Below are 23,765 nucleotides of genomic sequence, written 5' to 3'. Positions count from 1 at the left end.
ATAGTCCGTACGGGATTCGAACCCGTGTTACCGCCGTGAAAAGGCGGTGTCTTAACCCCTTGACCAACGGACCAGAGTTGTTATTTTCAACTCTTACTATTATACCGACTTTTCTTACTTTGTCAACACCTTTTTTTAACTTTTTTCAATTCTACTGAATTACTTCCTTTAATTCTTTCAGCATGGCTTTGCGACCCTTGAAACGCTCATCTGCCCAGAGTTTCGGTTAATTTTTTTTTCTTATACTAATTGTTTTTTATGAAGCACATATCATTTTTGGAAAACATTTCTTCATATTACTCAAGTAACTGTTGCATTCTTATTTTCAGAAAATTTGAATCATTTCCTCTAAGAGAGCATTAACATAAGTGAACTTGTATTTTATTTTGAGAGAAATCTTTGATTTAAATTAGAGTTTCCTCAACTTTTTTAAAAAAAACAGAGAAAACTTGTGCCCCCTCTGTTTATAGTATTTAAGATAATTAATTTTCTTCACTCATTTTTGATTTTACTTCATCATAAGATAGTGCATGTGATTCCTCTTCTACTGTTTCAGGCATCTTTCCTGTTTCGTATAGAGATTTAATTTGTGTACTATCCAATGTTTCGTATTTCAATAATGCTTCTGCAATCAGCTTGTGAGTTTCACGATTTGCCTGGATAATTTCAGCAGCTTTATTTCGTGCTTCATTCAATAATGAACGAACTTCTTCGTCAATTTCATAAGCTGTTTGTTCTGAAATTGATTTTTGAGGGGTTTGTGCACCAAACATAGCATGATTTCCTTCATATTGTACTGGACCAAGTTTTTCACTCATACCATACTCAGTAACCATAGCACGCGCCATCTGAGTCGCTTGTTCGAAGTCATTAGATGCTCCAGTTGTTTGGACGTTAAAGATAATCTCTTCAGCTACACGTCCACCCATTAAGCCAGCTAATTGCTCTTTCATATCTTCTTTAGATAAAAGCATTTGGTCTTCTTTAGGAAGTGCAATCATATATCCGCCTGCACGTCCACGTGGTACTATGGTAACTTTATGAACAACACGGGCATTTGACAATACTAGACCGACAATGGTGTGTCCTGCCTCATGGTAGGCAACCAATTCACGTTCTTTTTGTGAAACTGTCTTGTCTTTCTTAGATGGTCCAGCAATAACACGATCTTCAGCTTCATCAATATCAGAAGCATCAATCACTGATTTATTACGACGAGCTGCAACTAAAGCTGCTTCATTCAATACATTTTCCAAATCGGCACCAACAAAACCTGGAGTTTGTTGTGCTACCAATTTCAAATCTACATCTTCAGCTAAAGGTTTATTTCTAGCATGGACTTTCAAAATTGCTTCGCGTCCCTTAACATCTGGACGACCAACTAATACTTTTCTATCAAAACGGCCTGGACGAAGTAGAGCCGGATCAAGAACATCTGAACGGTTCGTTGCCGCAATGACAATAATTCCTTCATTTCCTTCAAAACCATCCATTTCAATCAAGAGTTGGTTTAAGGTTTGTTCTCGTTCATCATTACCTCCACCTAAACCAACACCACGTTGGCGACCAACGGCATCAATTTCATCAATGAAGATAATAGCTGGTGCTGCTTTTTTTGCGTCCTCAAAGAGAGAACGTACACGGCTCGCACCGACACCAACGAACATTTCTACAAAGTCAGAACCTGAAATACTAAAGAATGGTACACCAGCTTCTCCTGCGACTGCTTTGGCAAGTAATGTTTTACCAGTTCCCGGAGGTCCTTCTAAGAGAACTCCAGCTGGAATCCTGGCACCCAATTTTGTAAATCGTTTTGGATCTTTTAAGAATTCAACAACTTCAACAAGTTCTTGTTTTTCTTCCTCTGCGCCTGCGACATCTGAGAAGCGAACTTTGATATCTTCTTTATTAGCAGCTTTAGCTTTACTACGTCCAAAGCTCATTGGATTACGTCCATTATTTCCGCCCATATTTCCCATCATAGAGAAAAGGAAGAAGAATAAGATAGCAAATGGTACTACTGAAACCAGGATGTTAATCCACATACCACTTGAGCTTTCGTGTTTCACTTCAATCTGAGTTTGGTGTTCACTTGCTAACTTTTGCAAATCCGCTACAGTTGTATCTGATGGGAGGACAATACTTGTAAATTTCTCTACTTTTGTAGCAGAGGGGGTAAAAAATTGAATTCCCGTTTCCTGTTTCTCTGTCTTAGCAGTTTTGTAGACACCATACACTTCAATAACACTACCACTTGGTTGGTAGGTCATTTCTTTTACATTGTCGTTAGTGATTTCCTGAACCAATTCTGAGTACTTAATTTGTTGACTATGACCAGCGGATCTGCCAGCAAAAAAGTACTGGAATCCTGTCACTAGCAAGAAAATCATCAACAAATAAAGAAATGGATTTTTTATGAAACCATTATTTTGTTTTTGCATTCAAACACTTACCCTTCTATTTTGAGTAAACTTCCTCTTTCAATACACCTACATAAGGAAGGTTACGATAGTTTTCATTATAGTCTAGTCCATATCCTACAACAAATTCATTTGGAATTGTAAAACATGTATAATCTGCTTCGATTTCTACAGTGCGACCTTCTGGTTTATCAAGCATGGTAACAATCTTCACAGACGCTGCTTCTCTTGCAGTAAACATATCTTTCAAACTTTTCAAGGTTTGACCAGTGTCAATGATATCTTCTACAAAGACAACATGTCGACCTTTAATATCTTGAGTTACGTCTTGTTTAATATTAATGACACCACTACTTACAGTCCCACCATGATAGCTAGAGACCATCATAAAGTCCATTTCAAGATGTGTATCAATATATTTCACCAATTCTGCCATAAAAGGAATAGAACCTTTTAAAATTCCAACTAAAATCGGATTTTTACCCTCATAATCTTTTGTCAACTGAGCACCCAATTTTTTAGCTGCTTCTGTAATTTCATCTTGTGAAATCAAAATTTTCTTGATATCTTTTTCTAACATGATTTTACCTATCTATTTTTTCTATATAAAGTACAGTGTTCATTATATCATTTTTCATTTTTTTACTCAAATCACTGATTTCAATTCCTAAAACTGAACAAATTTTTCCAAATTGCTCAATGATAATAGCTTTTTCTCGTCTTTCTTTAGGAATTTTTAAATCAATAAAAAGTCGCCTTAGTTTTTTACGATAACCATTTTTTATCAAATAATCACCAGGCTGTCGATGCCTTAAAATCAAAGATGTTTCACGAGAAACATTCATCTTTTGAATATTTTCCCCTTCTAGAGGGATTCCAAATGAAAATAAATAACCTTCATAATGAAGTTGATTTTGATAGTTTAACACACACTCACTACTTTTTTCATCAGACTTTGGTCTGATTTTGCAAATTCGAAAGTGCTGATATTCTTTTACAAGTTCATAACCATTTTTTATACAATGGCGATATTGACTCTTAGTTTTTAAAATATGATGAATTTCTTGAAATTGTTCTCTTGTTACATTTAAATCAGCAAAACAATTAAGGTATTGTTGTAGTAAAATTCGCTGTGTTGCCTCAGAAAAGAATAAAAACTGAGTTAAATCTTCCACATTGACTGTTTGAGATAATTCAGTCAGAGCAATTTGATAGTCAGATACTTCTTTTCCAAACTCTAAAAACGCTCTCTTTACCTGAATATTTTCTTTTTCCAGTTGTGGTAAGTAAATATTACGAACTCGATTGCGAAAATAGTAATTTTCTTCATTCGTCCTATCTTCAAAATGCTCGATTTCAGGAAAATCCTTCTTATAAAAAGACAGCAAAGGACGAATTAATTCTCCCTTATCAAACGTTTGTCTTTCTTTAATAGCTGATAAGTGTTGTAATCTAACACCCCTAATCATTCGCATAAATACCGTCTCAATCTGATCATCTGCATGATGAGCTGTTACAAGGGCTGTAGAGAAAGTTTTTCCCATTACTTTCCTAAAAAATTTATAGCGAAATTGACGAGCATTTGCTTCTGAAAAATCTCCAGTAAAATGAGCTACGTAAATTGGAACTCCAACTTGTTCAGCTAGTTTTATTAATTCATATTCTTCATGATCCGATTCTAATCGTTGTTTATGGTTTACATGAGCTAAAAATAATTCAATCCTGAGTTCTTCTTGATAGGTTGATAGCAGGTGAAAGAGAAACATCGAATCCAATCCACCAGACAAGGCTAGTACAACTCGTGAATGATCTTTAAAATAACCTTTTTCTAGAAAATGATTTAAAAAATCTTGGTCTCTCATTTTAGGACCTCATAGACATCCTTAGCAATTTTAGAAATGGTATCATAATCAGAATTTTTGGTAAAAATTGAAATGATGAAAGGAGAATCTGTATAGACTATTCCTACATCGTGTTTAAATTCATCTGCATCCCCAATTTTATGGGCTACCTTAGCAGAAATATTCTTAGCAATCCGCTGATTATCAAAAGCTGTTTGCGATAGCGATTCTAAAACAAAACCATTCTGATTATAAATAGATTCCATAACTTGACCAGCCATTTTAGCTGAAGCCAACTTATCTGTCACATCCCATTCCTCACCTGCGATAGTAGCCATCTCTCTTTTAAAGGCTTCATCTGATTTATTCGTAATATAATAACCAAGAATATTATGAGCTACATTGTCAGATTCTTTTGCAGTTTTTGTGATTAAATCTTTGATTGTGTATTCTTTATTGTCTGCTGTTTTAGGGAGGCTTCCACTTCCTTCGGGTTTATAAGAACCAGGGAAATCATTTACTTCAGAAACGTACTTCAATTTCGTGTCAAGTTGGTAATCACCTTGATTGATTTTTTCCTGAACATAATAAAGATAAGGCAATTTCATAACACTAGCAGCGTACATTTTTTGATCTTCATTAATCCCAGCTTCCTTTCCCGTACTCAATTGTTTCACATAAATAGAAAACTGTTCATTTTGATAATTTGCAGATAGTAACTCTTGTACTTTCTGGATACGATTATCATCATTGGAAATATAATCCGTCGAAATCCAACCAGTTTGTTTGATATGTAAAAACTCATGCCCACCAGCAAAAATAGACATATCTACTTCAACATCTTGATAGGGTACCAAAGTAGATTTTAATTCTTGTTTATCATAAGGGCTATTATAGACAATAAATTCAGGTTCTAACCACACTCGTTTAGAAAAATTGTTGACATTTGAACTATCGTATAAAAGTCGTTTATCGGCCATCACAAACTGATTATTAGACAATTTAAAGACAGGCTGTCCTTGTTTATTTAATTTCCATTCTAAAACAGATAATTTTGTATCTGCATTGACTTTTCCTGATTCTTTAATCAAATCTTCTGTAGAATAAACAGATGTTTCACCATAAAATTTTGGAGATTCTATAACATCTTGATAGTAAAAATGATACGAAGCGTGGGTTAAGGAATAAACTTCTTGGTTTGGAATGATAACTGGATTCTCAGTGCTTACTACTTGGACACTTTTTAAAAAAATAGGAAGTAGCAATATCACTAAAAATTTACGCATTCTTTTTTTCCTCTTTTTCCTGTAACCGTAACAGATGATTTTTTTGAGCTAACTCTTCTAATTTTTCATCTGATTGACTTAAAAATTGTTCAATAATATCTAATAAATTTTCCATTTTACATTACCTAGGAAGTAAGTCCGGAATAGTATAAACTTCTTCCCATGATTTTGAATAATAATATTTTGCACGCAAATACTTGGCTGCGTATGTTTCGTCCTTTAATTTGGTTGCAAGATTTGATTCTTTATCTTTTTCATCGCTCAATTCTTGATACTGTTTTTTCAGATCGGCTAACTGTTGACGACGTTCGAGTAGTTGCTGATAACTTTGAGTCAAATTATAGGTTGGTAGGATGAACAACAACATAATCAAAATCAAAACCCAGCCCATAAAACGATTTCGTCTTTTTCGTTCTTCCATCAAGTATTTACGACGTTGGTGTTCATTTTGAATAAAAGAATTATTCATTTGTACAATTTTTTTATACATCGCTTTCTACCCTTGTTTCACTGATAATTTCATACATACCTGCAGCATCTTCTTTTTTAGTGCTATCTTTCATTTCTAACACTTTTACGAGCAACAATTTATTTCCAAAACGAATTTCAACTTGGTCATTGATTTTTAAATCTGTAGAGCTCTTAGCAAGAATACCATTTACCTTGATACGTCCCTTATCTGCAACTTCCTTAGCCACTGTACGACGCTTAATAATTCTTGATACTTTTAAATATTTATCTAATCTCATTTTTATTACCTCAAATTATTATTGTACCATTTTTATACCTTTTATAGAAGAAAAAAGATAACTCCTAATGTGACTCTTTTGATTCTTTTATGTTTGCTAATGATTCTCCAAAAGTTAAAAGACCTTCTAAAATCTCATAGTCCTTTTTATTACGAATATCAAAAACAACTTCGATTAAACCTTGATTTTCTGAAATATTGGCCTTCAAACTTGTCTGAGAAAGAGCCTGGAAATAATCTTGAGTTAAGAATAGTTGTTGAGATATTTTTTCAAATTGAATAACAAGCTTATTATTTCTTCTTTCAACACGATTGACAAATACTTTATCAAGATATGCTTTAGCTAATCCAATTTCTAAAAGGTAAGCAACCACATCTGGATATTCTCCAAAACGATCGATCAACTCATCTTGTAATCCCTCATAGTTGACACGGTTATCAATCTGACGAATTCTCTTGTAAATTTCAATTTTATGTCGTTCATCTGAAATGTACTCATCCGGAAGATAAGCGTCAATTTGTAGAATTAATTCAGCATTTCCTTTTTCACGTTTTTTGTCAGTTCCATTTTTCTTAGCTATTGCTTCTTCTAACAACTGAGAGTACAACTCAAAACCAACAGAATCAATAAAACCAGACTGCGAACTTCCTAAAAGATTACCCGCTCCACGAATGGATAAATCACGCATAGCGATTTTGAAACCAGAACCTAGTTCAGTAAAACCTTTGATGGCCTCTAATCTTTTCTCAGAAACTTCTGTCAAGGTTTTATCTGGACGATACATGAGATAAGCATAGGCAATTCGATTACTACGACCAACCCGACCTCTTAATTGATACAAGGTTGACAATCCCATATGATCTGCATTTTCAATAAATAAAGTATTTGCATTTGGAATATCCACTCCTGTTTCAATAATCGTAGTGGTGACAAGAATATCATACTGTCCTTCTATAAAGTCAAGTAGCGTATTCTCCAAACGAATTTCACTCATTTGACCATGAACAAAACCAATAGAAGCTTCAGGAATCAGTTCTTGTAATTCTGAAACCTTCTTTTCAATCGTGTCAACTTTGTTGTAAAGATAGTAAACCTGACCACCACGATCCATTTCTCTCAATACAGCATCACGAATGACACGATCATTTTGTTCCAGAACATAGGTTTGAACAGGATATCGATTTGTTGGAGGAGTCTCTATGACTGATAAATCTCGGATACCTAACATAGACATGTGGAGGGTTCTAGGAATTGGTGTAGCTGTCAAAGTTAAGACATCAACCTTCTTTTTTAATTCCTTCAAAGCTTCTTTATGCTTTACTCCAAATCGTTGTTCTTCATCAATAATCATCAACCCCAAATCAGCAAACTCAACATCTTTAGACAAGACTCTATGGGTTCCTATCAAGATGTCTACTTGACCTTTTTTTAACTTCTCAAGTGTTTCAGTCTGCTCTTTTTTACTTCTAAAACGACTCAAAACATCTACATTGACAGCAAATTGTTCAAATCTTTCCTTAAAATTACTGTAATGTTGCTGAGCAAGAACGGTTGTTGGCACTAAAACTACCACTTGTTTATGATCATTGACAGCCTTAAATGCAGCTCGCATAGCTACTTCTGTCTTACCAAATCCAACATCTCCAACTAAAAGTCGGTCCATCGGTTGAGAAGCCTGCATATCTTTCTTGATCTCTTCGATACTTCGAAGTTGGTCCTCAGTTTCTACATATGGGAATGCTTCGTCAAAAGCGTTTTGGTCTTCATCATCTTTTGAAAATGCAAAACCTTTAAGTTGACTTCTCTCTGCATATAACTTAATTAAATCATCTGCAATATCTTCAACTTGACTCTTTACTTTTTGCTTCGCTTTTTTAAAACGTCCATCGTTTAATTTGTTTAACTTTGGAGCCTTACCATCACTAGAGACATACTTAGAAAGAGTCTGTATCTGCTCCACAGGGATAGAAATACGATCTCCATTTTGATATAGAACACTTACGTAGTCTCGATGAATTCCTTTGATTTCAATCGTTTCAATCCCTAAATATTGCCCAATACCATGAATTTGATGAACAACATAGTCTCCTTTTTGGAGCTCGTTATAATCCTTTAATCGCTCAGCGTTGCTGATATTTTGTCTTCTATATTTCCGTTTAATCTTCTTTTTAAAAATCTCATATTCAGTGATAAATACAAGATTTTCATCTACAAAATGAAACCCATGTCGCAGATTTCCTTCAACAAGATTGACAGTTCCTTTACAGATTTCACTTTCGTCATTATTGTCAACTTTAATATCGTATTCATCAAGAATCGTTGACAGTTTCTTTAGTTCAGTTTTGCTACTTGATTGAAGAACAATCGTATACTTTAATTTTTTGTAACGTTCAATTTCCTCTTTCAGAAAAGAAAACTGATTAAAGAACTCCTGCATAGGATATTGATTGAACTGATACAGATGATGAAATTTTAAATTTCCAAGCCCTTTTTGAAAATTTGAAAAGAAAGTCGCTGGTACATATTTTTTTAACTGACTTTCTACATCAGCAAAATATTGTAAACTTGACAACGCTTTACTGTTATGTAAATCTTCTGTAAAGTAGCTAGCTGTTTCCTTATCAAAAGCATCGTACTGGGTCATGATTTTTTGAAAATCATCAAAGATAATAGGCACTTGATTCAAATAGTCTATCAAGGTCCACTGTTTTTTATAAAATACAGACAAAAACTTGCGAATATCTGCATGAAGAACTTTCTCTTTCGTGCAACTAAAAACTTCTTCTAGGTAAGACTTTAAAGTTGGAGAAAGTGCCTTATCAATCTCATGTTCTAAAAATTCCTGACCACGATGATAATCTTCATGCGTTAACAAAATATCACTAGCTGGATAGATTAGTACTTGAGTTTGACTCTCTTTTGATAATTGAGTTTCAGTATCAAATTTTCTAATACCATCAATCTCATCACCGAAAAATTCGATTCGGTAAGGGGATATTTGAGAGGTTTCAAAGATATCCAGAATATCTCCACGAAGGCTAAATTCTCCCTGACTTTGAACTTGTGTAACTCTCTTATAACCAAGGGAAATCAAGTGATTTTTTAATTCTCTTTGTTCGCATTCCTGGCCCACTTGAAGTTCTAAGATACTATTATCAAAAACTTGAGGATTTGGTAAGAATACCCGACTAGCTGCGACGTTACAAACTAAAATCCCTCTTTGAGACTCATCTCTTAGAAACCGCAAAGCTTCAACCCGAGAAAAAACCTTTTCCTGAGATGATACCAAAAATTCGACCATTGGTGAATCATCTACTAGAAATGGATAAACTAGATCCGAACCTAATATGGAGATTAAATCATTGACCAGACGCTCAGCTTCTCCATATGTGGAAGTCATCACTAAAACCTTATCCTGACTCTTCAGACTACTAGCAATCGCTAACGATTTTGCTGATCCAGAAAGTCCTAGCAATAATTGTCTTTGTTGCTGTGGTAAGTTCTTATGCCAAGATAGAATTTGTTTATTCTCTAAAAAGAAATCGATTAATGCCATTTCCTTACCCATTATATTTCTGCATCGTCTTTTCAAAGTTTTTTTCTTGTAAATAATAATTTACAGCATCGTCAACCTTGTCAATTGACTGTAAAATACCAATATAATCTTCTTGATCAAACTTACTCAAAACATGATGAACTACTGACATTCCTTTTTTAGGTCTTCCAATGCCAATCTTTACACGATTAAAAACCTGTGTACCGATATGTTGAATAATCGACTTAATTCCATTATGACCACCAGCTGTTCCTTTAGCACGAAGACGAATTTTTCCGACTTCCATGTCAAGATCATCGTAAATAATCAGTAAATCTTCAATATCTAAACCATAGTAGGTTAACAATGCATGAACAGCTTTTCCACTTTCATTCATAAAAGTCGTCGGTTTCACCAGATAAATTTTTTCACCGTTAAGAAAAAATGAGGCTAACTCAGCTTGGAATATCTTATCGTGTGTAAAGGTAACATTCTGTTTTTTTGCTAGTTGGTCAATCAGCATAAAGCCAACATTATGTTTAGTTTCAAAATATTTATCTCCTGGATTTCCCAATCCTACAAGTAATTTTGTCATTTATATTTCCTTTCAAAAGTCAAAAGGGTTGGAATTTTTTTCCAACCTAATTGACATTATTTTAAATACTGATTAAACGTTAAAGCGGAATTCCATAATATCGCCATCTTGCACGACATATTCTTTTCCTTCTTCACGCAAACGTCCAGCTTCTTTTACAGCCTTTTCAGAGCCGTATTTTACCAAATCGTCATAAGACATGGTCACTGCACGAATAAATCCTTTTTCAAAGTCAGAGTGGATGATACCAGCTGCTTGAGGAGCTTTCATGCCACGTTTAAAGGTCCATGCACGAACCTCTTTTTCACCAGCTGTGAAGTAAGTTCCAAGTCCTAGTAGATGATAAGCAGCTCGAGTCAATTTGTCAACTCCTGATTCTGTCAAACCAATGGCTTCAAGAAACTCTTTTTTATCTTCATCGTCTAACTCAGAAATTTCTTCTTCAGCACGCGCAGAAATAACCACTACCTCTGCATTTTCTGTTGCTGCGAATTCACGAATTTGCTTCACATAATCGATAGAATCTGGTTCTCCAACGACATCCTCATCAACATTAGCTACATAAAGAACAGGTTTCGTGGTCAAAAGGAAAAGACCTTTGACTACTTTTTGCTCTTCATCTGTAAATTCAATGGTACGTGCTGATTTACCGTCTTCAAGAACAGGTTTAATCTTTTGAAGAACGTTAAATTCTGCAACTGATTCCTTATCTTTTTGCGTACGCGCCATTTTTTCTACACGCGCATAGCGTTTATTGACTGATTCTAAGTCAGCAAGAATCAACTCTAGGTTAATAGTATCAATATCTGCTAGCGGATCCACAAAGGCATCTTCACGACCTTGCTCACGCATGACATTTTCATCATCAAAGGCACGAACCACATGAACAATCGCATCAACTTCACGGATATTGGCCAAGAATTTATTTCCCAAACCTTCTCCTCTTGATGCTCCTTTTACAATCCCTGCAATATCTGTAAATTCAAAGGTTGTTGGAACTGTCTTTTTAGGAGTAATCATTTCCGTCAATTTTTGGAGGCGTTCATCTGGAACTTCTACCATTCCAACGTTTGGATCAATGGTCGCAAAAGGATAGTTTGCAGCCTCTGCTCCTGCTTTTGTAATTGCATTAAATAGGGTTGATTTACCAACGTTTGGTAAACCAACGATACCTGCTGTTAAAGCCATAGTTTCTCATTCTCCGTTCACATTTCAATCTTCAATATTATAACACAAAAAGGGAAAACTTGCTAACCCTCTAACTAGGGTTCTTAGTCGATGATTTTACTCATTTTTCTTTCAAAATCATAGCGACTCATCATGACTACGTGGTCACAATTACTACATTTTATCTTGATGTCTGCTCCAACACGGGTAATTTCCCAGCGATTTGCTTTTTTGCCTGTTGACTTAATCGTACAAGCATGTGGTTTTTTCATTTCAACAAAATTTCCAACTTGATACATAGTTAGTCTCCTTTTTCTTTTTCGATTATATCATAAAAGAGGCGAGCTAGGCTCAACCTCTTTCCATTAATTTGTACGAACTGGCGTGATGAGCTGCATGAAATCTTCATCTGTATCAGCTGGAACCAGAGTAAATGGACGAACTGCTGAAATAAAGCTGATTGTAACTTTTTCGCTATTTAGAGCTTTTAGTGCTTCAATCAAATAAGTTGGGTTGAAACTAATTGTCAAATCAGCACCACTTACATTTTCAGTATCAATTTCTTCGTTTACTTTCCCTACTTCTGGAGAATGAACATGGGCACTTACAATTCCTTCTTTGATTTCTAATTTAACAGTACCATTTTGTGTTGCACTTGATAAAAGACGTGCACGTTCCATAGACTGGCGTAGTTTAGCAACGTCAAAAGTCACTGTTGTATTGAAATCTGTTGGAATCAATCGATCGGTATCTGGATAATTTCCTTCTAAGAGACGTGTGTAGAAGCTAATATTTTCACTTCTAAAGAGAATTTGATTATTGGCGAAGAAAATCTCCACTGTTTCGATATCATCAGTAAAAACAGCTGAAAATTCACGTAGCGAACGACTTGGGATGACAACATCAAAATCATCGCTATTTTTTTCAAGAGTCAACTTTTTCTGACTAAGACGGTGAGAGTCTGTCGCAACTGTTTTTAATTCTTTATGGTTGCTCAAGACAAAATGTACCCCCGTCAAAATAGGACGGCTTTCTTGGGTACTAGCTGCAAAAGCTGTTTCATTGATAATCTTTTTAAGAAGTTTTGTTTCAAGAACTAAAGGATTGCTTGCAGAAATTTCCTGAATACGTGGATATTGCTCGCTATCTTTTCCTTTAAGAGTAATCTCTGATTTTCCACTAGTTAAGACAATTTGCTTTTGTTCAATCTCTTTAAAATCAAGTGTTACATCTGGAAGACTTGAAACAACATTGATAAAGAAAGAAGCTTCCAGTAGAACTGAACCTAAAGAGTTAATCAAGAGACCTGCATTTTCATTTTTTTGCGATATAAAATTTTCGATTGAGATTTGACCATTTGATCCAATCAAGGTAATTCCTTCATTGGTAACATCAATTTTTACAGTCGATAAAATAGGAATTGCATTCTTTGAGCTAATAGCTCTCTTTGTTGTATTTAAGGCTTGTAAAAATAAGTTTTTATTAATTGAAAAATGAATCATGGATTCTCCTTTATTCTTTTTATTATTAGAAGGATAATAGTAATAATAGAGTGTGTGAAATCTGTGGAAAAACACTTGTAATCAAGAAAACTCAAGGACAGAGCCTTGTTTAAAAGATGTGGATAAATGAGATATTTTTTTAAAAGTTATCCACAAGTTATTTAATTTTCTTTTTGATGTTTTCAATTTCTATACGTAAATTATCATCTGTTTCAAGCATGGATTTGATTTTTCCATGAGCGTGAATGACCGTTGTGTGGTCTTTACCACCAAACTCTTTTCCAATCTTAGGAAGGCTATTATCAGTCATTTCTCTGGCTAGATACATAGCAACTTGACGGGCTAAAACGATATTTTGAACACGTCTAGTTCCTTTCATTTCCTTGACACTAACACCATAGAAGTTTCCAACTTCTGTTTGGATTTTATCAATTGGAATCACAATCATTTTGCTGACGTCTTGTTTACGAGCACGAATAGCTTCAGCGGCAATGTCAACTGTGATATCGTTAATTTTTTTGACTTTGGCCATTAGGCTGATATCGTTGAGTGCTCCCTCGAGTTCTCGCACGTTAGAGTCAAATTGTCCAGCCAAGTATTCGAGTGTATCGTTCTGAAAATGATAATTGAGATGTTCAGTCTTACTCTGTAAAATAGCAATACGTGTTTCAAAATCAGGTGGTGTGATATCTGTCGTTAATCCCCACGAGAAGCGCGTGACCAGACGTTCAGGTAGACTCTCTAAATGTTCAGGCCTACGATCGCTTGTTAAAACAATTTGTTTATTATTATTGTGAAGGGCATTAAAAGTATTGAAAAACTCTTCTTGAGTTTGTACTTTCTTTCCACTAAGAGATTGAATATCATCAATGAGTAGGAGGTCTAAACTACGATAAGTTTTTTTAAATTTTTCCATATCATTGAGTCTCAAATGCTCTAGAAATTCGTTAATGAAGCTTTCAGCAGGTATGTATTTAACACGCGCATTTGGACTCTTTTTTAGAATTTCATTACCAAGGGCATTTAGCAGGTGAGTTTTTCCCAGTCCAGGACCTCCATAGATAAATAGAGGATTATAAGTTAGTCCAGGATCTTCAGAAACAGCTAAAGCTGCGGACTTAGCCCAAACATTACCATTTCCTTGGACAAAATTATCGAAAGTATACTTTTCCTTGAGTCCAGTTTCAGAATATGGAATAGTGGACAGATTTTGCTGATAGTTATTTGTAGACTCAGAATGTAGGTTTACTTGAGAGGCAGATTCTTCAACTTTCGTGAAGACATAATGGGCTTTTATTTCAGCATCATAGATTTCAAAACCTGCCGCTAAAAGCATCCCATTGATATTTCTTTCCCAGAATATCTGCATTTCATCTCGGGGTAAGAAAATCGTTGCAGTAGTCTCTTCAACTTTAACAAGTTTCGCGTCTAAAATATAGAAATCATAAACTGACTGAGTTAATTTATCATGTGCAAGTTCTAAAAGACGATTCCAAAATTGTTTTTCCTTCAATGATTTCCCCCTCCTTTACTATAGAATTTAAAAGGTTTATTGATAGAATCATTTTACCATAGATAAGATTATTTTTCCACAAGTTGTGGAAAACAATTAACAATGTTTTTAACTGTTATCCACAAAATGTGGATAACTAAGAAAAATTCTGAAATACTGGGCTTTTAAAAACTAAAATGCAGTGGATAACTATGTTAGTTAAGAATACTAAAATAACAGCCTTATTTCAGGCTGTTAATAAATTGTTGGTATTCATCTTGGTTATGGAAAGAAATAGTAATTTTACCACTATCTTTTTTTTGTAGCTTAATATGAACTTCTAATCCGAGTATTTTTTTTAATGTTTGCTCTTCCTCTTTGACAAAGTAATCTTTTTCTTTTTTGCTGATCTTCTTCGTTTTTTGTAGTATTTGTTCAACTTGTCGAACAGATAGATTTTCAGTTTGGATACGATTCAAGAGTTTATCTTGTTTATCACTTGATAATTGAATGAGGAGTCTAGCATGAGCTTGGGAAAGTTTCCCACTTTCAACTTCTGTCAGAATATGTTTAGGTAGTCCTAATAATCGAACTAGATTTGTAATATAAGGTCGAGATTTTCCCATTTTTTCAGCAATTTCTGTGTGGGTAAAACCTTTATCAATTAAAGACTGGTATGCTTTAGCTTCTTCGATAGGATTTAAATTTTCTCGTTGGAGATTTTCAATGATAGAATGAAGCATCATATCTTGATCAGAAAGTTGCTTAACAATGACTGGAACCTCTGAAAGTCCAGCAGCTATTGACGCACGATACCGCCTTTCTCCAGCTAAAATCTCGTATCCAAGTACAGGAGATTTTCTAACGATAATTGGCTGAATTAAGCCGTTTTCCTTAATAGATTGTGCCAGTTCTTGTATTTTTTCTTCTGAAAATTCTTTACGAGGTTGATAGGGATTTTTTTGAATATCCTTTATTTGAACAATTTTAAATTCTTCCATAATTCTACATTATCACAACTTAGATATTCTGTAAAGCACCTTTACATATCTGTAAACTATTGATCTAAATCACTAGTACTCTTATCTAATTTAATGGTAGTTGTTTCTTCCTTACCATTACGGTAGTATGTAATGGTCATGCTATCTCCGATCGAATGACTATATAGAGCACTTTGTAATTCAGTAGTTGAAGAAATGGCTTTATCATCCACTTTTGTAATGACGTCATATTTTTGTAAATGTCCATTAGCAGGCATACTAGTTTGAACAGAACGAACAACTACTCCTGCAGTGACACTTGATGGTACATTCAATCTTTGTAAATCAGTGCTACTAAGATTTGAAAGGTTGACCATTTGAATGCCTAAGGCTGGTCGAGTGACTTTTCCATTCTTTTCCAATTGCTTGATAATATTGATGGCATCGTTTGAAGGAATCGCAAATCCAAGTCCTTCTACAGAAGTGCCGCCATTTGTAGCAATTTTGCTAGATGTAATTCCGATTACTTGTCCTTGAATATTGATTAAAGGACCACCTGAGTTACCAGGGTTGATGGCTGTATCTGTTTGGATAGCCTTTGTAGAGATAGCTTGTCCATCTTCAGATTTTAAAGAAACATTTCTATTCAAACTTGATACGATTCCTTGAGTCACGGTGTTAGCGTATTCAGAACCAAGAGGACTTCCGATTGCGATTGCTGTTTCTCCGACTGTTAGTTGGTCAGAATCTCCAAATTCAGCTACTGTAGTGACCTTATCTGCAGCAATTTTTACAACTGCAATGTCAGAGTAAGTATCAGAACCCACAATTTCACCCGGAACTTTGGTTCCGTCAGCTAAGCGAATATCCACTTTTTTAGCGCCATTAATAACGTGAGTATTGGTTACGAGATAAGCAAAGTTACCTTCTTTTTTATAAATAACTCCAGAACCTTCGCTAGAAACTTGCTCAGTATTTGTATCTGTATCAGTTTCTGCAGATCCAAATAAACTGTTTTGGGAGTTTGCAGAGTAAGTAATGACAGATACCACAGCATTTTTAACTTTATCGACTGCCTGTGTGGTTGAGTTTTCATTTTTTACAGCTGTTTTGCTGACAGTCGTTGTAGTTGTCGTACCACTATTTTGTTTTTGACTGAGCTGCAATGTTGTAAAAGTACCTAAAACACCACTAAAAAAGCTAATGAGAATGACTAATAAAAGTTGTCCCCATTTTTTGGAACTAGTTTTTAAGTTTTTCATAGAAGCCTCCATGTTTTTTAATCAATGAAAGTATAAAATAGCTAGCTTAATCCAAGCTTAAAAACAAAAAAGTTTTTCACAATCTGTGGATAACTTTCGAAAAACTGTGAATTTATTGAAGTTTTTCAAAATCTTATCTGTGAATAAGATGTGAAATTGAGTGTGAATATGTTAGAATAGAAGAATGAAAATTAAAGTGGTAACAGTTGGAAAACTGAAAGAAAAATATCTCAAAGATGGCATAGCAGAATACTCTAAGAGAATTTCACGCTTTGCTAATCTAGAAATGATTGAGTTGGCTGATGAAAAAACACCAGATCGGGCCAGCGAATCTGAAAATCAAAAGATTTTGGAGTTGGAAGGGAACCGCATTCTTGCTAAAGTAGGGGAACGTGATTTTGTAGTTGTTTTAGCTATTGAAGGAACAACTTTTTCTTCTGAAGAGTTCAGTAAGCAGCTTGAAAGAGCTTCTATCAATGGATTTTCAACAATCACTTTTATCATTGGGGGGAGTTTAGGACTATCTCCAGAGGTGAAAAAGAGAGCCAATCTCTCTGTTAGTTTTGGTAGATTGACGCTTCCTCATCAACTAATGAGATTAGTCTTAGTAGAACAAATTTATAGAGCGTTTTCGATTCAACAGGGTTCTCCCTATCATAAATAGATGATTGACTAAGCTAGCTTTTTTTGATAAGATAGATTAGTAAGGTCTCATAGCTCAGCTGGATAGAGCATTCGCCTTCTAAGCGAACGGTCGCAGGTTCGAATCCTGCTGGGATCAGTGTTAAATCGTAAGCTGGGAAAAAATCCCAGCTTTTTTTGTAAAAATTTGACATTTCAGAATAAAATTTGAGCATTTGAGAAATAATTCTCTATAGGTATCGTAGATTTTATATAATATTTTTGTAAGTTAATTTACAAGAAAAACATTATAGGAGTTTATATTATGAAAAAGAATACAGATTTTGCTCAAATGAAAGATTTCCAACAATTGAACGAAAAAGAACTGCAGGAAATTAGAGGCGGGGATATTAGGAGTTTTAAGTTTTTAAATAAAATATTTCTGAAGAAGTAGTTTATTGAAGCAAGATAGGGAGAACATAATGGATTTATTTGGTGTGGTAATAGCTATTTTTTATGTTTTTATTATTATTAAAATTTATAAATGGATTTGTAAAGCAACTAGAAAAGAACAATGTATTTTTAGTATTTATATCTTTCTACTACAATTGACAGTGGAAGAAGGTACTTATTTGGTATTTGCTAGTAGTTTTGGATTGTCTAAATTTTTATTTCCTTTCCTCCTATTTGGTTACTTTGTTGGATTTAAGAAGTATGAGAAATCTAAGGGAATTTTTATCAGTCTATTATTTTCTCTTTTATATAATAGTACCAATAACTTTTTATCAGTAACCTTATCATCTATTACAGGAGATGAGTTTGCATTGAAGTATAACAATTATTTTTATCTATTTATCCTGATCTTAACTTATTTGGTTATTAAAGTTGTTGTTTCTTATTTCCATCTCGAATTTAAATATTTTGATAAAGACTATCTATATCCTTTTCTGAAGAAAGTGCTCTTTACATTTATTTTTCTACACGTTGTCTCTTTCACTTCAGATATTGTGAGTACTTTTCCCAATTTAAACAGTTTTGGAAGTATTTTATCATCCATTGTTTTTGTTGGTCTACTTTTGACCTTCTTTTCCATGAATTCTCACAAAGTTCAGATAGAAAAAGAAATCGAATTGGAACAAAAGAAGTTTGAGCAAAAACACTTACAAACTTACACGGATGAGATTGTTGCCTTATATAATGAAATTCGTGGTTTTCGCCATGATTATACAGGCATGCTTGTCAGCTTAAGAATGGCGATCGAAAGTAAAGATTTACAAGAAATTGACAGAGTTTACAGTGAAGTTCTTGTAAAGGCGAATCAAAAATTACGTTCAGATAAGTATACTTATTTCGATTTGAACAATATTGAGGATTCAGCACTTCGTAGTTTGATTGCTCAATCTATTGTCAATGCGAAAACTAATGATGTAGAGTACACACTAGAGGTAAAAGATATCATCACACCTTTGTCTATGGAATTATTAGACTTGGTGCGCGTGATGAGCGTTCTGCTCAATAATGCTGTTGAAGGGGCAGTTGAAAGCTATCAAAAACAACTAGAGGTAGCTATCATCAAGTTGGATCTTGAAACCCTAGTTGTCATCCAAAACTCTTGTAAAAAAAGAAATGTAAAATCCGAAGATTTATTTGAATTAGGATTTTCAACTAAAGGAAGAAATAGAGGACTTGGACTTAATAATGTTAAAGAAATTTTAGGAAAATATGACAATGTTATTTTAGAAACAGAAATTGATAATGATGTATTTAAACAAGTGATTAGATTTAAGAGGGAACTGATATGAAAGTATTGATTTTAGAAGATATTATAGAACACCAAGTAAGATTGGAAACAACTCTGAATAAAATTTCTAAGGAAACGAATATTCCTATCTCCTATAAAACAACAGGAAAAGTAAGAGAATTTATGGAATATGTAGAGCATGATGAAGTCAATCAGCTTTATTTTCTAGATATTGATATCAATGGGATTGAGAGAAAAGGATTTGAGGTTGCTCAATTTATTCGTCACCGCAATCCTTATGCCATTATTGTTTTTATTACAAGTCGATCTGAATTTGCTACCTTGACTTATAAATACAAAGTTTCAGCATTGGATTTCATTGATAAAGAAACTAGTGATCAAGTTTTTAAAAATAGAGTTGCCGACTGTGTGCTTTACACTAAAACTACTTTACTTGAAAACCAATCAGTCGTTGATTATTTTGATTATAGTTATAAAGGAAATGATCTTTGTATTCCTTATCATGATATTCTCTACATTGAGACAACTGGAACTTCTCATAAATTACGAATTGTAGGTAAGAATTTTGCAAAAGAATTCTACGGAACAATGACAGATATTCAAGAAAAGGATAAAGAAACCCAACGTTTTTATCTAGCTCACAAGTCATTTTTAGTCAATATCGGTAATGTGAGAGAAATTGATCGTAAAAAAATGGAAGTTGTATTTTATGAAGATCATCGTTGTCCTATCTCTCGCCTAAAAACTAAAAAATTGAGAGAACTAATGGCTAAAAACCAAAAAAAGTAATTGACAATTTTTGATAAATTGATATAATGGTTATATCTGCTACAGGTAGAGGGTCCGTTGGTTAAGAAATCGTCTTTTCATAGCGGTAACACGGGTTTGAATTCCGTACGGACTATTTAATCCGCCATAGCTCAGTTGGTAGTAGCGCATGACTGTTAATCATGATGTCGTAGGTTCGAGTCCTACTGGCGGAGTCAGATGAAAGGAACACTAATTTGGTGTTCTTTTTTTTGATTCTTTGTCTGATGTAACGAGGGGAGACATACCTAACATACGGAGAAATAATGATTTGTGTCCGAAAATAAAACTAATGAAATTGTATTGCATTAGTTTTAGCCTAATAAGAACAATAAAATAGGCTCCATAATATCCATAGGGGTTTGATTTCCTATAACTATTATAGAGCTTTTTATTAATTTGTATCCCCTAACATTTTCATCAAAAAGTCCGTGATTTCTTGTGGACTTTCTTTTTTTCCGTGGGCAATCCAGGTTTGACAGACTCCAAAGAGAGCATTTGTCAGGTAGACGCTACTGTATTCTAATTCTATTTCATTCAGTTTGAGTTGCATAAAACGTTTTTGAAGGTCTGTGCTCAGTATGATGTGAAGTTTATTTCTCAAGAAATTTTGAATTTCCTTGGTTCCATTTTCAGATAAAAGAGTTGCTAGAAGCGGTTCTGATTCTAAGTATTCAAATACTTCTAGAATAGCATCTCGTTTGTGATTAGCATGTTTTTGAAAGATATATTCGAAGGTATGAAATAGTTTACTTTGGTAATGTTCAATCATATCGTATTTATCTTTGTAATGAGTATAGAAACTGGAGCGGCTAATTCCAGCTTTTTGTGCTAATTTAACAGTTGTAATCTGATCGAATGGTTGTTCCATCAATAATTCTACCATGGCATTTTCGATAATACGCTTGGTTTTTAATCGTTTATTACTTTCTTGCATGTTCCCTCCATATGAACATTTTTAGACAATGTGTTTAAAAATAGTTTTTTTATCTTGTCTTTTTAATTTTTTGATGTATAATCTATTATATCAAAAATTTAGACAAGTAGTTTAAAAAAGGAGACAATATGTTTAAAGAATGGAAAGCAATCTTTAAAAAACCGACATTTATTATTGTCATGATAGGAATTTCCTTAATTCCAGCTCTTTACAATATCATTTTCTTATCATCAATGTGGGATCCATATGGTAAACTTTCGGAGTTACCTGTAGCAATTGTTAATAAGGATCAAGCTGCTACTTATAATGGTGAAAAACTCACTATTGGTGAAGACATGGTGTCTAATTTAAAAGATAGTAATAGCCTGGATTTTCATTTTGTAGATGAAGGTGAGGGAGAGAGAGGACTGCGGGATGGAGATTATTACATGGTTGTAACGTTGCCAAGTAATCTTTCTGAGAAAGCTTCTTCTATCCTTACAAATCATCCTGAACAGATGACGATTGACTATCAGACATCAAGTGGTCATAGTTTTATTGCAAGCAAGATGAGTGATTCTGCCATGACACAAATGAAACAGACAGTGGCTACTAATGTTACTCAATCTTATACTAAAGCTTTATTTAAAAAGATGGGTGATTTAAAAATTGGTTTATCTCAAGCTGCAAATGCAAGTTTACAGTTGTCTGATGGTTCGAATCAACTTTCGGATGGGAGTCAAACCTTAACAACCAATCTTCAAACCTTATCTCAATCAAGTCTCACATTTTCTAATGGTGCTGATCAATTATCTACAGGTTTAGGAACCTATACAGCTGGTGTAAATCAGTTAAATCTTGGTCTTGGTAATTTTAATACTGGTTTAAATCAATATACCAGCGCTATTTCACAAATTGACAATGGATTAAACCAACTGAATTCACAGACACCGGCACTGGTATCAGGATTGACTCAACTTGATTCAGGCACACAAGCCTATACAGGTGGTGTTTCTCAATTAAATTCAGGATTAAATCAATTTTCACTTGGTATTGATACTTATACAAATGGAGTTCAAAGTCTATCATCAGGTGCAAATCAGATTTCTACTAAATCAGAGACTCTACGTACAGGATTAACAAAACTTAATCAAGGTATTCAAGAACTTTCTACTCAATTAAATGGGGCAAACCAACAAAAAGATCAGATTAAACAATTAGCAACTAGTTTAGAGCAATTTAATCAAGCTATTCAAAATATTCAAACAGCAAATAGTGGAGAGATAACACAAGTAACAAACCAGCTTTCTAGTAGTCTATTAACGATTGCAAATTCAGCACAAAGCATCATTACTTCAAATCAAGCTGAAAAAGAAACTACTTTGTCAGCTATTCAATCTACTAGTGCTTATCAAAGCTTAACTCCTGACCAACAGGCAGAGATAACTTCTGTGGTTTCTAATCCATCATCTTCTACTAGTGAGTCAGCACGAACAATTTTAACTACAGTTCAAACGTTACAATCTTCTTTAGAAAATGTAACCACTCAAACAGATAGTCTAACTCAATTAAAGAATCGCTCAAGTCAATTATTACCAACTGCTTCTTCAACATTGATAAGTTTGTCAAGTGGATTAACACAGGTTCAAACAGCAATTGATGGTCAATTATTGCCAGCTAGTCAAACTCTTACATCTGGTATTGACAACTACACAAAATCTGTAGACCAAGTAGCTTTAGAAGCAAGTCAGTTGAGTTCGAAAAATTCGAACTTGACAGGAAGTTTCAATAAGTTGCTACAAGGTTCTAATCAGTTGACAGAAAAATCTTCAACATTGACAGGTGCTACTGCTAAGTTAGCAGAGAATGCACCAGAATTAGCAACAGGAATTGATAAACTTGCATCAGGTGTCAACCAAGTAAATAATAAAACATCAGATTTAACCGCTGGATTTAATCAATTACAAGCGGGCTCTCAACAATTAGCTGATAAATCAGACCAGCTAGTTTCTGGTGCAAATCAACTATCTAATGGTTCTGAAAAAATAGCTAGTGGAGCAGATCAACTTGCTCAAGGATCAGAAATTCTACAATCAGGACTTGGAAAATTAAGTGATGGTTCAAGTCAATTAAATCAAGGTTTGACAGAGGCTGAGGGGCAATTGAAACAGGCTTCAACTGAACCAACAAATGCAGATTTACTAGCTGATCCTCTAAGTCTTTCAAAAACTGATAAGGATCAAGTAGCAGTTAATGGAATTGCCATGGCTCCATATATGATATCAGTTGCTCTTTTTGTTGCTGCTATTTCAACTAATATGATTTTTGCTAAATTGCCTTCTGGGCGCCATCCAGAAAGTCGCTGGGCCTGGTTTAAGTCTCGCTTTGAAATTAACGGTATCATTGCTGGTTTGGCAGGAGTATTAGTTTATGGTGGAGTACATTTAATCGGACTGACTGCAGTTCACGAATTCAAGACCTTTGCTTTGATTATTTTAACCAGTCTTGCTTTCATGGCGATGGTAACAGCATTGACAACCTGGAATTCTCGCCTAGGCGCCTTCTTCTCCTTAATTTTATTACTCCTTCAATTAGCATCAAGTGCAGGAACTTATCCTTTAGCTTTGACGAATCAATTCTTTAAAACTATTAACCCATGGTTACCAATGAGTTATTCAGTTTCAGGTTTACGACAAACCATTTCTATGACAGGTAATATTCATAGTCAGATTATTTTCCTTATCTTTACAGTAATGATTTTTGTTGCTTTAGGAATGCTTGCTTACCAACCTAAAAAAGTTGAAGAAGATTAAAAACTATCGACCAATTC

General features: G+C 34.2%; 21 protein-coding genes and 3 tRNA genes. 7 read left to right on the top strand and 17 right to left on the bottom strand.

Annotated features, from left to right (window positions below; translation table 11 throughout):
- Position 1 precedes the first annotated feature (1 nt).
- From O3633_RS06640 to htrA, 16 genes are all read right to left on the bottom strand, one after another.
- A tRNA-Glu gene (locus tag O3633_RS06640) sits at positions 2-73 on the bottom strand.
- Positions 74-482: 409 nt separating this feature from the next.
- Positions 483-2,441, bottom strand: a complete 1,959-nt coding sequence (ftsH, locus tag O3633_RS06635) for an ATP-dependent zinc metalloprotease FtsH (protein ID WP_371620793.1) — start codon at positions 2,439-2,441, stop codon at positions 483-485.
- A gap of 16 nt (positions 2,442-2,457) precedes the next feature.
- Entirely contained in the window at positions 2,458-3,000 is a 543-nt protein-coding gene (gene hpt / locus O3633_RS06630; RefSeq protein WP_000890189.1) for a hypoxanthine phosphoribosyltransferase, read from the bottom strand.
- Positions 3,001-3,004: 4 nt separating this feature from the next.
- Positions 3,005-4,282, bottom strand: a complete 1,278-nt coding sequence (gene tilS, locus O3633_RS06625; protein WP_371620792.1) for a tRNA lysidine(34) synthetase TilS — start codon at positions 4,280-4,282, stop codon at positions 3,005-3,007.
- Positions 4,279-5,547, bottom strand: coding sequence for a serine hydrolase (locus tag O3633_RS06620; RefSeq protein WP_371620791.1), 1,269 nt, complete (start codon positions 5,545-5,547; stop codon positions 4,279-4,281). Before O3633_RS06620 ends, tilS begins: the two co-directional genes overlap by 4 nt.
- Positions 5,540-5,662 (bottom strand): SP_0009 family protein, encoded by a 123-nt coding sequence (locus O3633_RS06615; protein WP_371620790.1) that lies wholly within the window; start codon positions 5,660-5,662, stop codon positions 5,540-5,542. Before O3633_RS06615 ends, O3633_RS06620 begins: the two co-directional genes overlap by 8 nt.
- A 6-nt stretch (positions 5,663-5,668) precedes the next feature.
- On the bottom strand, positions 5,669-6,037 hold the full coding sequence (locus O3633_RS06610; protein WP_371620789.1) for a septum formation initiator family protein: 369 nt from the start codon (positions 6,035-6,037) through the stop codon (positions 5,669-5,671).
- Positions 6,030-6,296: an RNA-binding S4 domain-containing protein gene (locus O3633_RS06605; RefSeq protein WP_371620788.1), complete on the bottom strand. Its 267-nt coding sequence runs from the start codon at positions 6,294-6,296 to the stop codon at positions 6,030-6,032. Before O3633_RS06605 ends, O3633_RS06610 begins: the two co-directional genes overlap by 8 nt.
- 64 nt (positions 6,297-6,360) lie before the next feature.
- Positions 6,361-9,864, bottom strand: a complete 3,504-nt coding sequence (mfd, locus tag O3633_RS06600; protein WP_371620787.1) for a transcription-repair coupling factor — start codon at positions 9,862-9,864, stop codon at positions 6,361-6,363.
- Positions 9,857-10,426 (bottom strand): aminoacyl-tRNA hydrolase, encoded by a 570-nt coding sequence (gene pth / locus O3633_RS06595; RefSeq protein ID WP_049530396.1) that lies wholly within the window; start codon positions 10,424-10,426, stop codon positions 9,857-9,859. Before pth ends, mfd begins: the two co-directional genes overlap by 8 nt.
- Before the next feature lie 72 nt (positions 10,427-10,498).
- On the bottom strand, positions 10,499-11,614 hold the full coding sequence (gene ychF / locus O3633_RS06590; protein ID WP_049530395.1) for a redox-regulated ATPase YchF: 1,116 nt from the start codon (positions 11,612-11,614) through the stop codon (positions 10,499-10,501).
- A gap of 83 nt (positions 11,615-11,697) precedes the next feature.
- Positions 11,698-11,892, bottom strand: coding sequence for a DUF951 domain-containing protein (locus O3633_RS06585; protein WP_049503817.1), 195 nt, complete (start codon positions 11,890-11,892; stop codon positions 11,698-11,700).
- 66 nt (positions 11,893-11,958) lie between these two features.
- Positions 11,959-13,095 (bottom strand): DNA polymerase III subunit beta, encoded by a 1,137-nt coding sequence (gene dnaN / locus O3633_RS06580; protein ID WP_049503816.1) that lies wholly within the window; start codon positions 13,093-13,095, stop codon positions 11,959-11,961.
- 157 nt (positions 13,096-13,252) lie between these two features.
- Positions 13,253-14,608, bottom strand: a complete 1,356-nt coding sequence (gene dnaA, locus O3633_RS06575) for a chromosomal replication initiator protein DnaA (protein ID WP_049530394.1) — start codon at positions 14,606-14,608, stop codon at positions 13,253-13,255.
- A gap of 221 nt (positions 14,609-14,829) precedes the next feature.
- The gene (locus O3633_RS06570) at positions 14,830-15,588 is read right to left on the bottom strand and encodes a ParB/RepB/Spo0J family partition protein (protein WP_049530393.1); all 759 of its coding nucleotides are present in this window, start codon (positions 15,586-15,588) and stop codon (positions 14,830-14,832) included.
- Positions 15,589-15,644: 56 nt separating this feature from the next.
- Positions 15,645-16,829, bottom strand: coding sequence for a serine protease HtrA (htrA, locus tag O3633_RS06565; RefSeq protein ID WP_049530392.1), 1,185 nt, complete (start codon positions 16,827-16,829; stop codon positions 15,645-15,647).
- A gap of 184 nt (positions 16,830-17,013) precedes the next feature.
- Between htrA and rlmH the strand changes: the two genes are divergently transcribed.
- From rlmH to O3633_RS06535, 6 genes are all read left to right on the top strand, one after another.
- Positions 17,014-17,493, top strand: a complete 480-nt coding sequence (rlmH, locus tag O3633_RS06560; protein WP_000695942.1) for a 23S rRNA (pseudouridine(1915)-N(3))-methyltransferase RlmH — start codon at positions 17,014-17,016, stop codon at positions 17,491-17,493.
- A gap of 43 nt (positions 17,494-17,536) precedes the next feature.
- Positions 17,537-17,610, top strand: a tRNA-Arg gene (locus O3633_RS06555).
- Between the two features lie 165 nt (positions 17,611-17,775).
- Positions 17,776-17,904 (top strand): bacteriocin, encoded by a 129-nt coding sequence (locus O3633_RS06550; protein ID WP_080982632.1) that lies wholly within the window; start codon positions 17,776-17,778, stop codon positions 17,902-17,904.
- A 28-nt stretch (positions 17,905-17,932) separates the two neighbouring features.
- Complete coding sequence (comD, locus tag O3633_RS06545; protein WP_371620786.1) at positions 17,933-19,252, top strand: competence system sensor histidine kinase ComD; 1,320 nt, start codon at positions 17,933-17,935, stop codon at positions 19,250-19,252.
- Complete coding sequence (comE, locus tag O3633_RS06540; RefSeq protein ID WP_049530388.1) at positions 19,249-20,001, top strand: competence system response regulator transcription factor ComE; 753 nt, start codon at positions 19,249-19,251, stop codon at positions 19,999-20,001. The genes comD and comE overlap by 4 nt, the downstream gene beginning before the upstream one ends.
- A gap of 120 nt (positions 20,002-20,121) precedes the next feature.
- Positions 20,122-20,195: transfer RNA gene (locus O3633_RS06535), tRNA-Asn, on the top strand.
- A gap of 218 nt (positions 20,196-20,413) precedes the next feature.
- Here O3633_RS06535 and O3633_RS06530 read toward each other — a convergent pair.
- A complete protein-coding gene (locus O3633_RS06530; RefSeq protein ID WP_371620785.1) occupies positions 20,414-20,956 on the bottom strand; it encodes a TetR/AcrR family transcriptional regulator in 543 nt (180 codons plus the stop codon).
- Between the two features lie 128 nt (positions 20,957-21,084).
- Between O3633_RS06530 and O3633_RS06525 the strand changes: the two genes are divergently transcribed.
- Entirely contained in the window at positions 21,085-23,748 is a 2,664-nt protein-coding gene (locus tag O3633_RS06525) for a YhgE/Pip family protein (protein ID WP_371620784.1), read from the top strand.
- Positions 23,749-23,765 lie beyond the last annotated feature (17 nt).

This window comes from Streptococcus sp. 27098_8_22 (genome assembly GCF_041432415.1).
GTDB lineage: Bacteria > Bacillota > Bacilli > Lactobacillales > Streptococcaceae > Streptococcus > Streptococcus pseudopneumoniae_M.
Note: the sequence above shows the minus strand (reverse complement) of the source record. Positions and strands in the feature narration are given on the sequence as shown.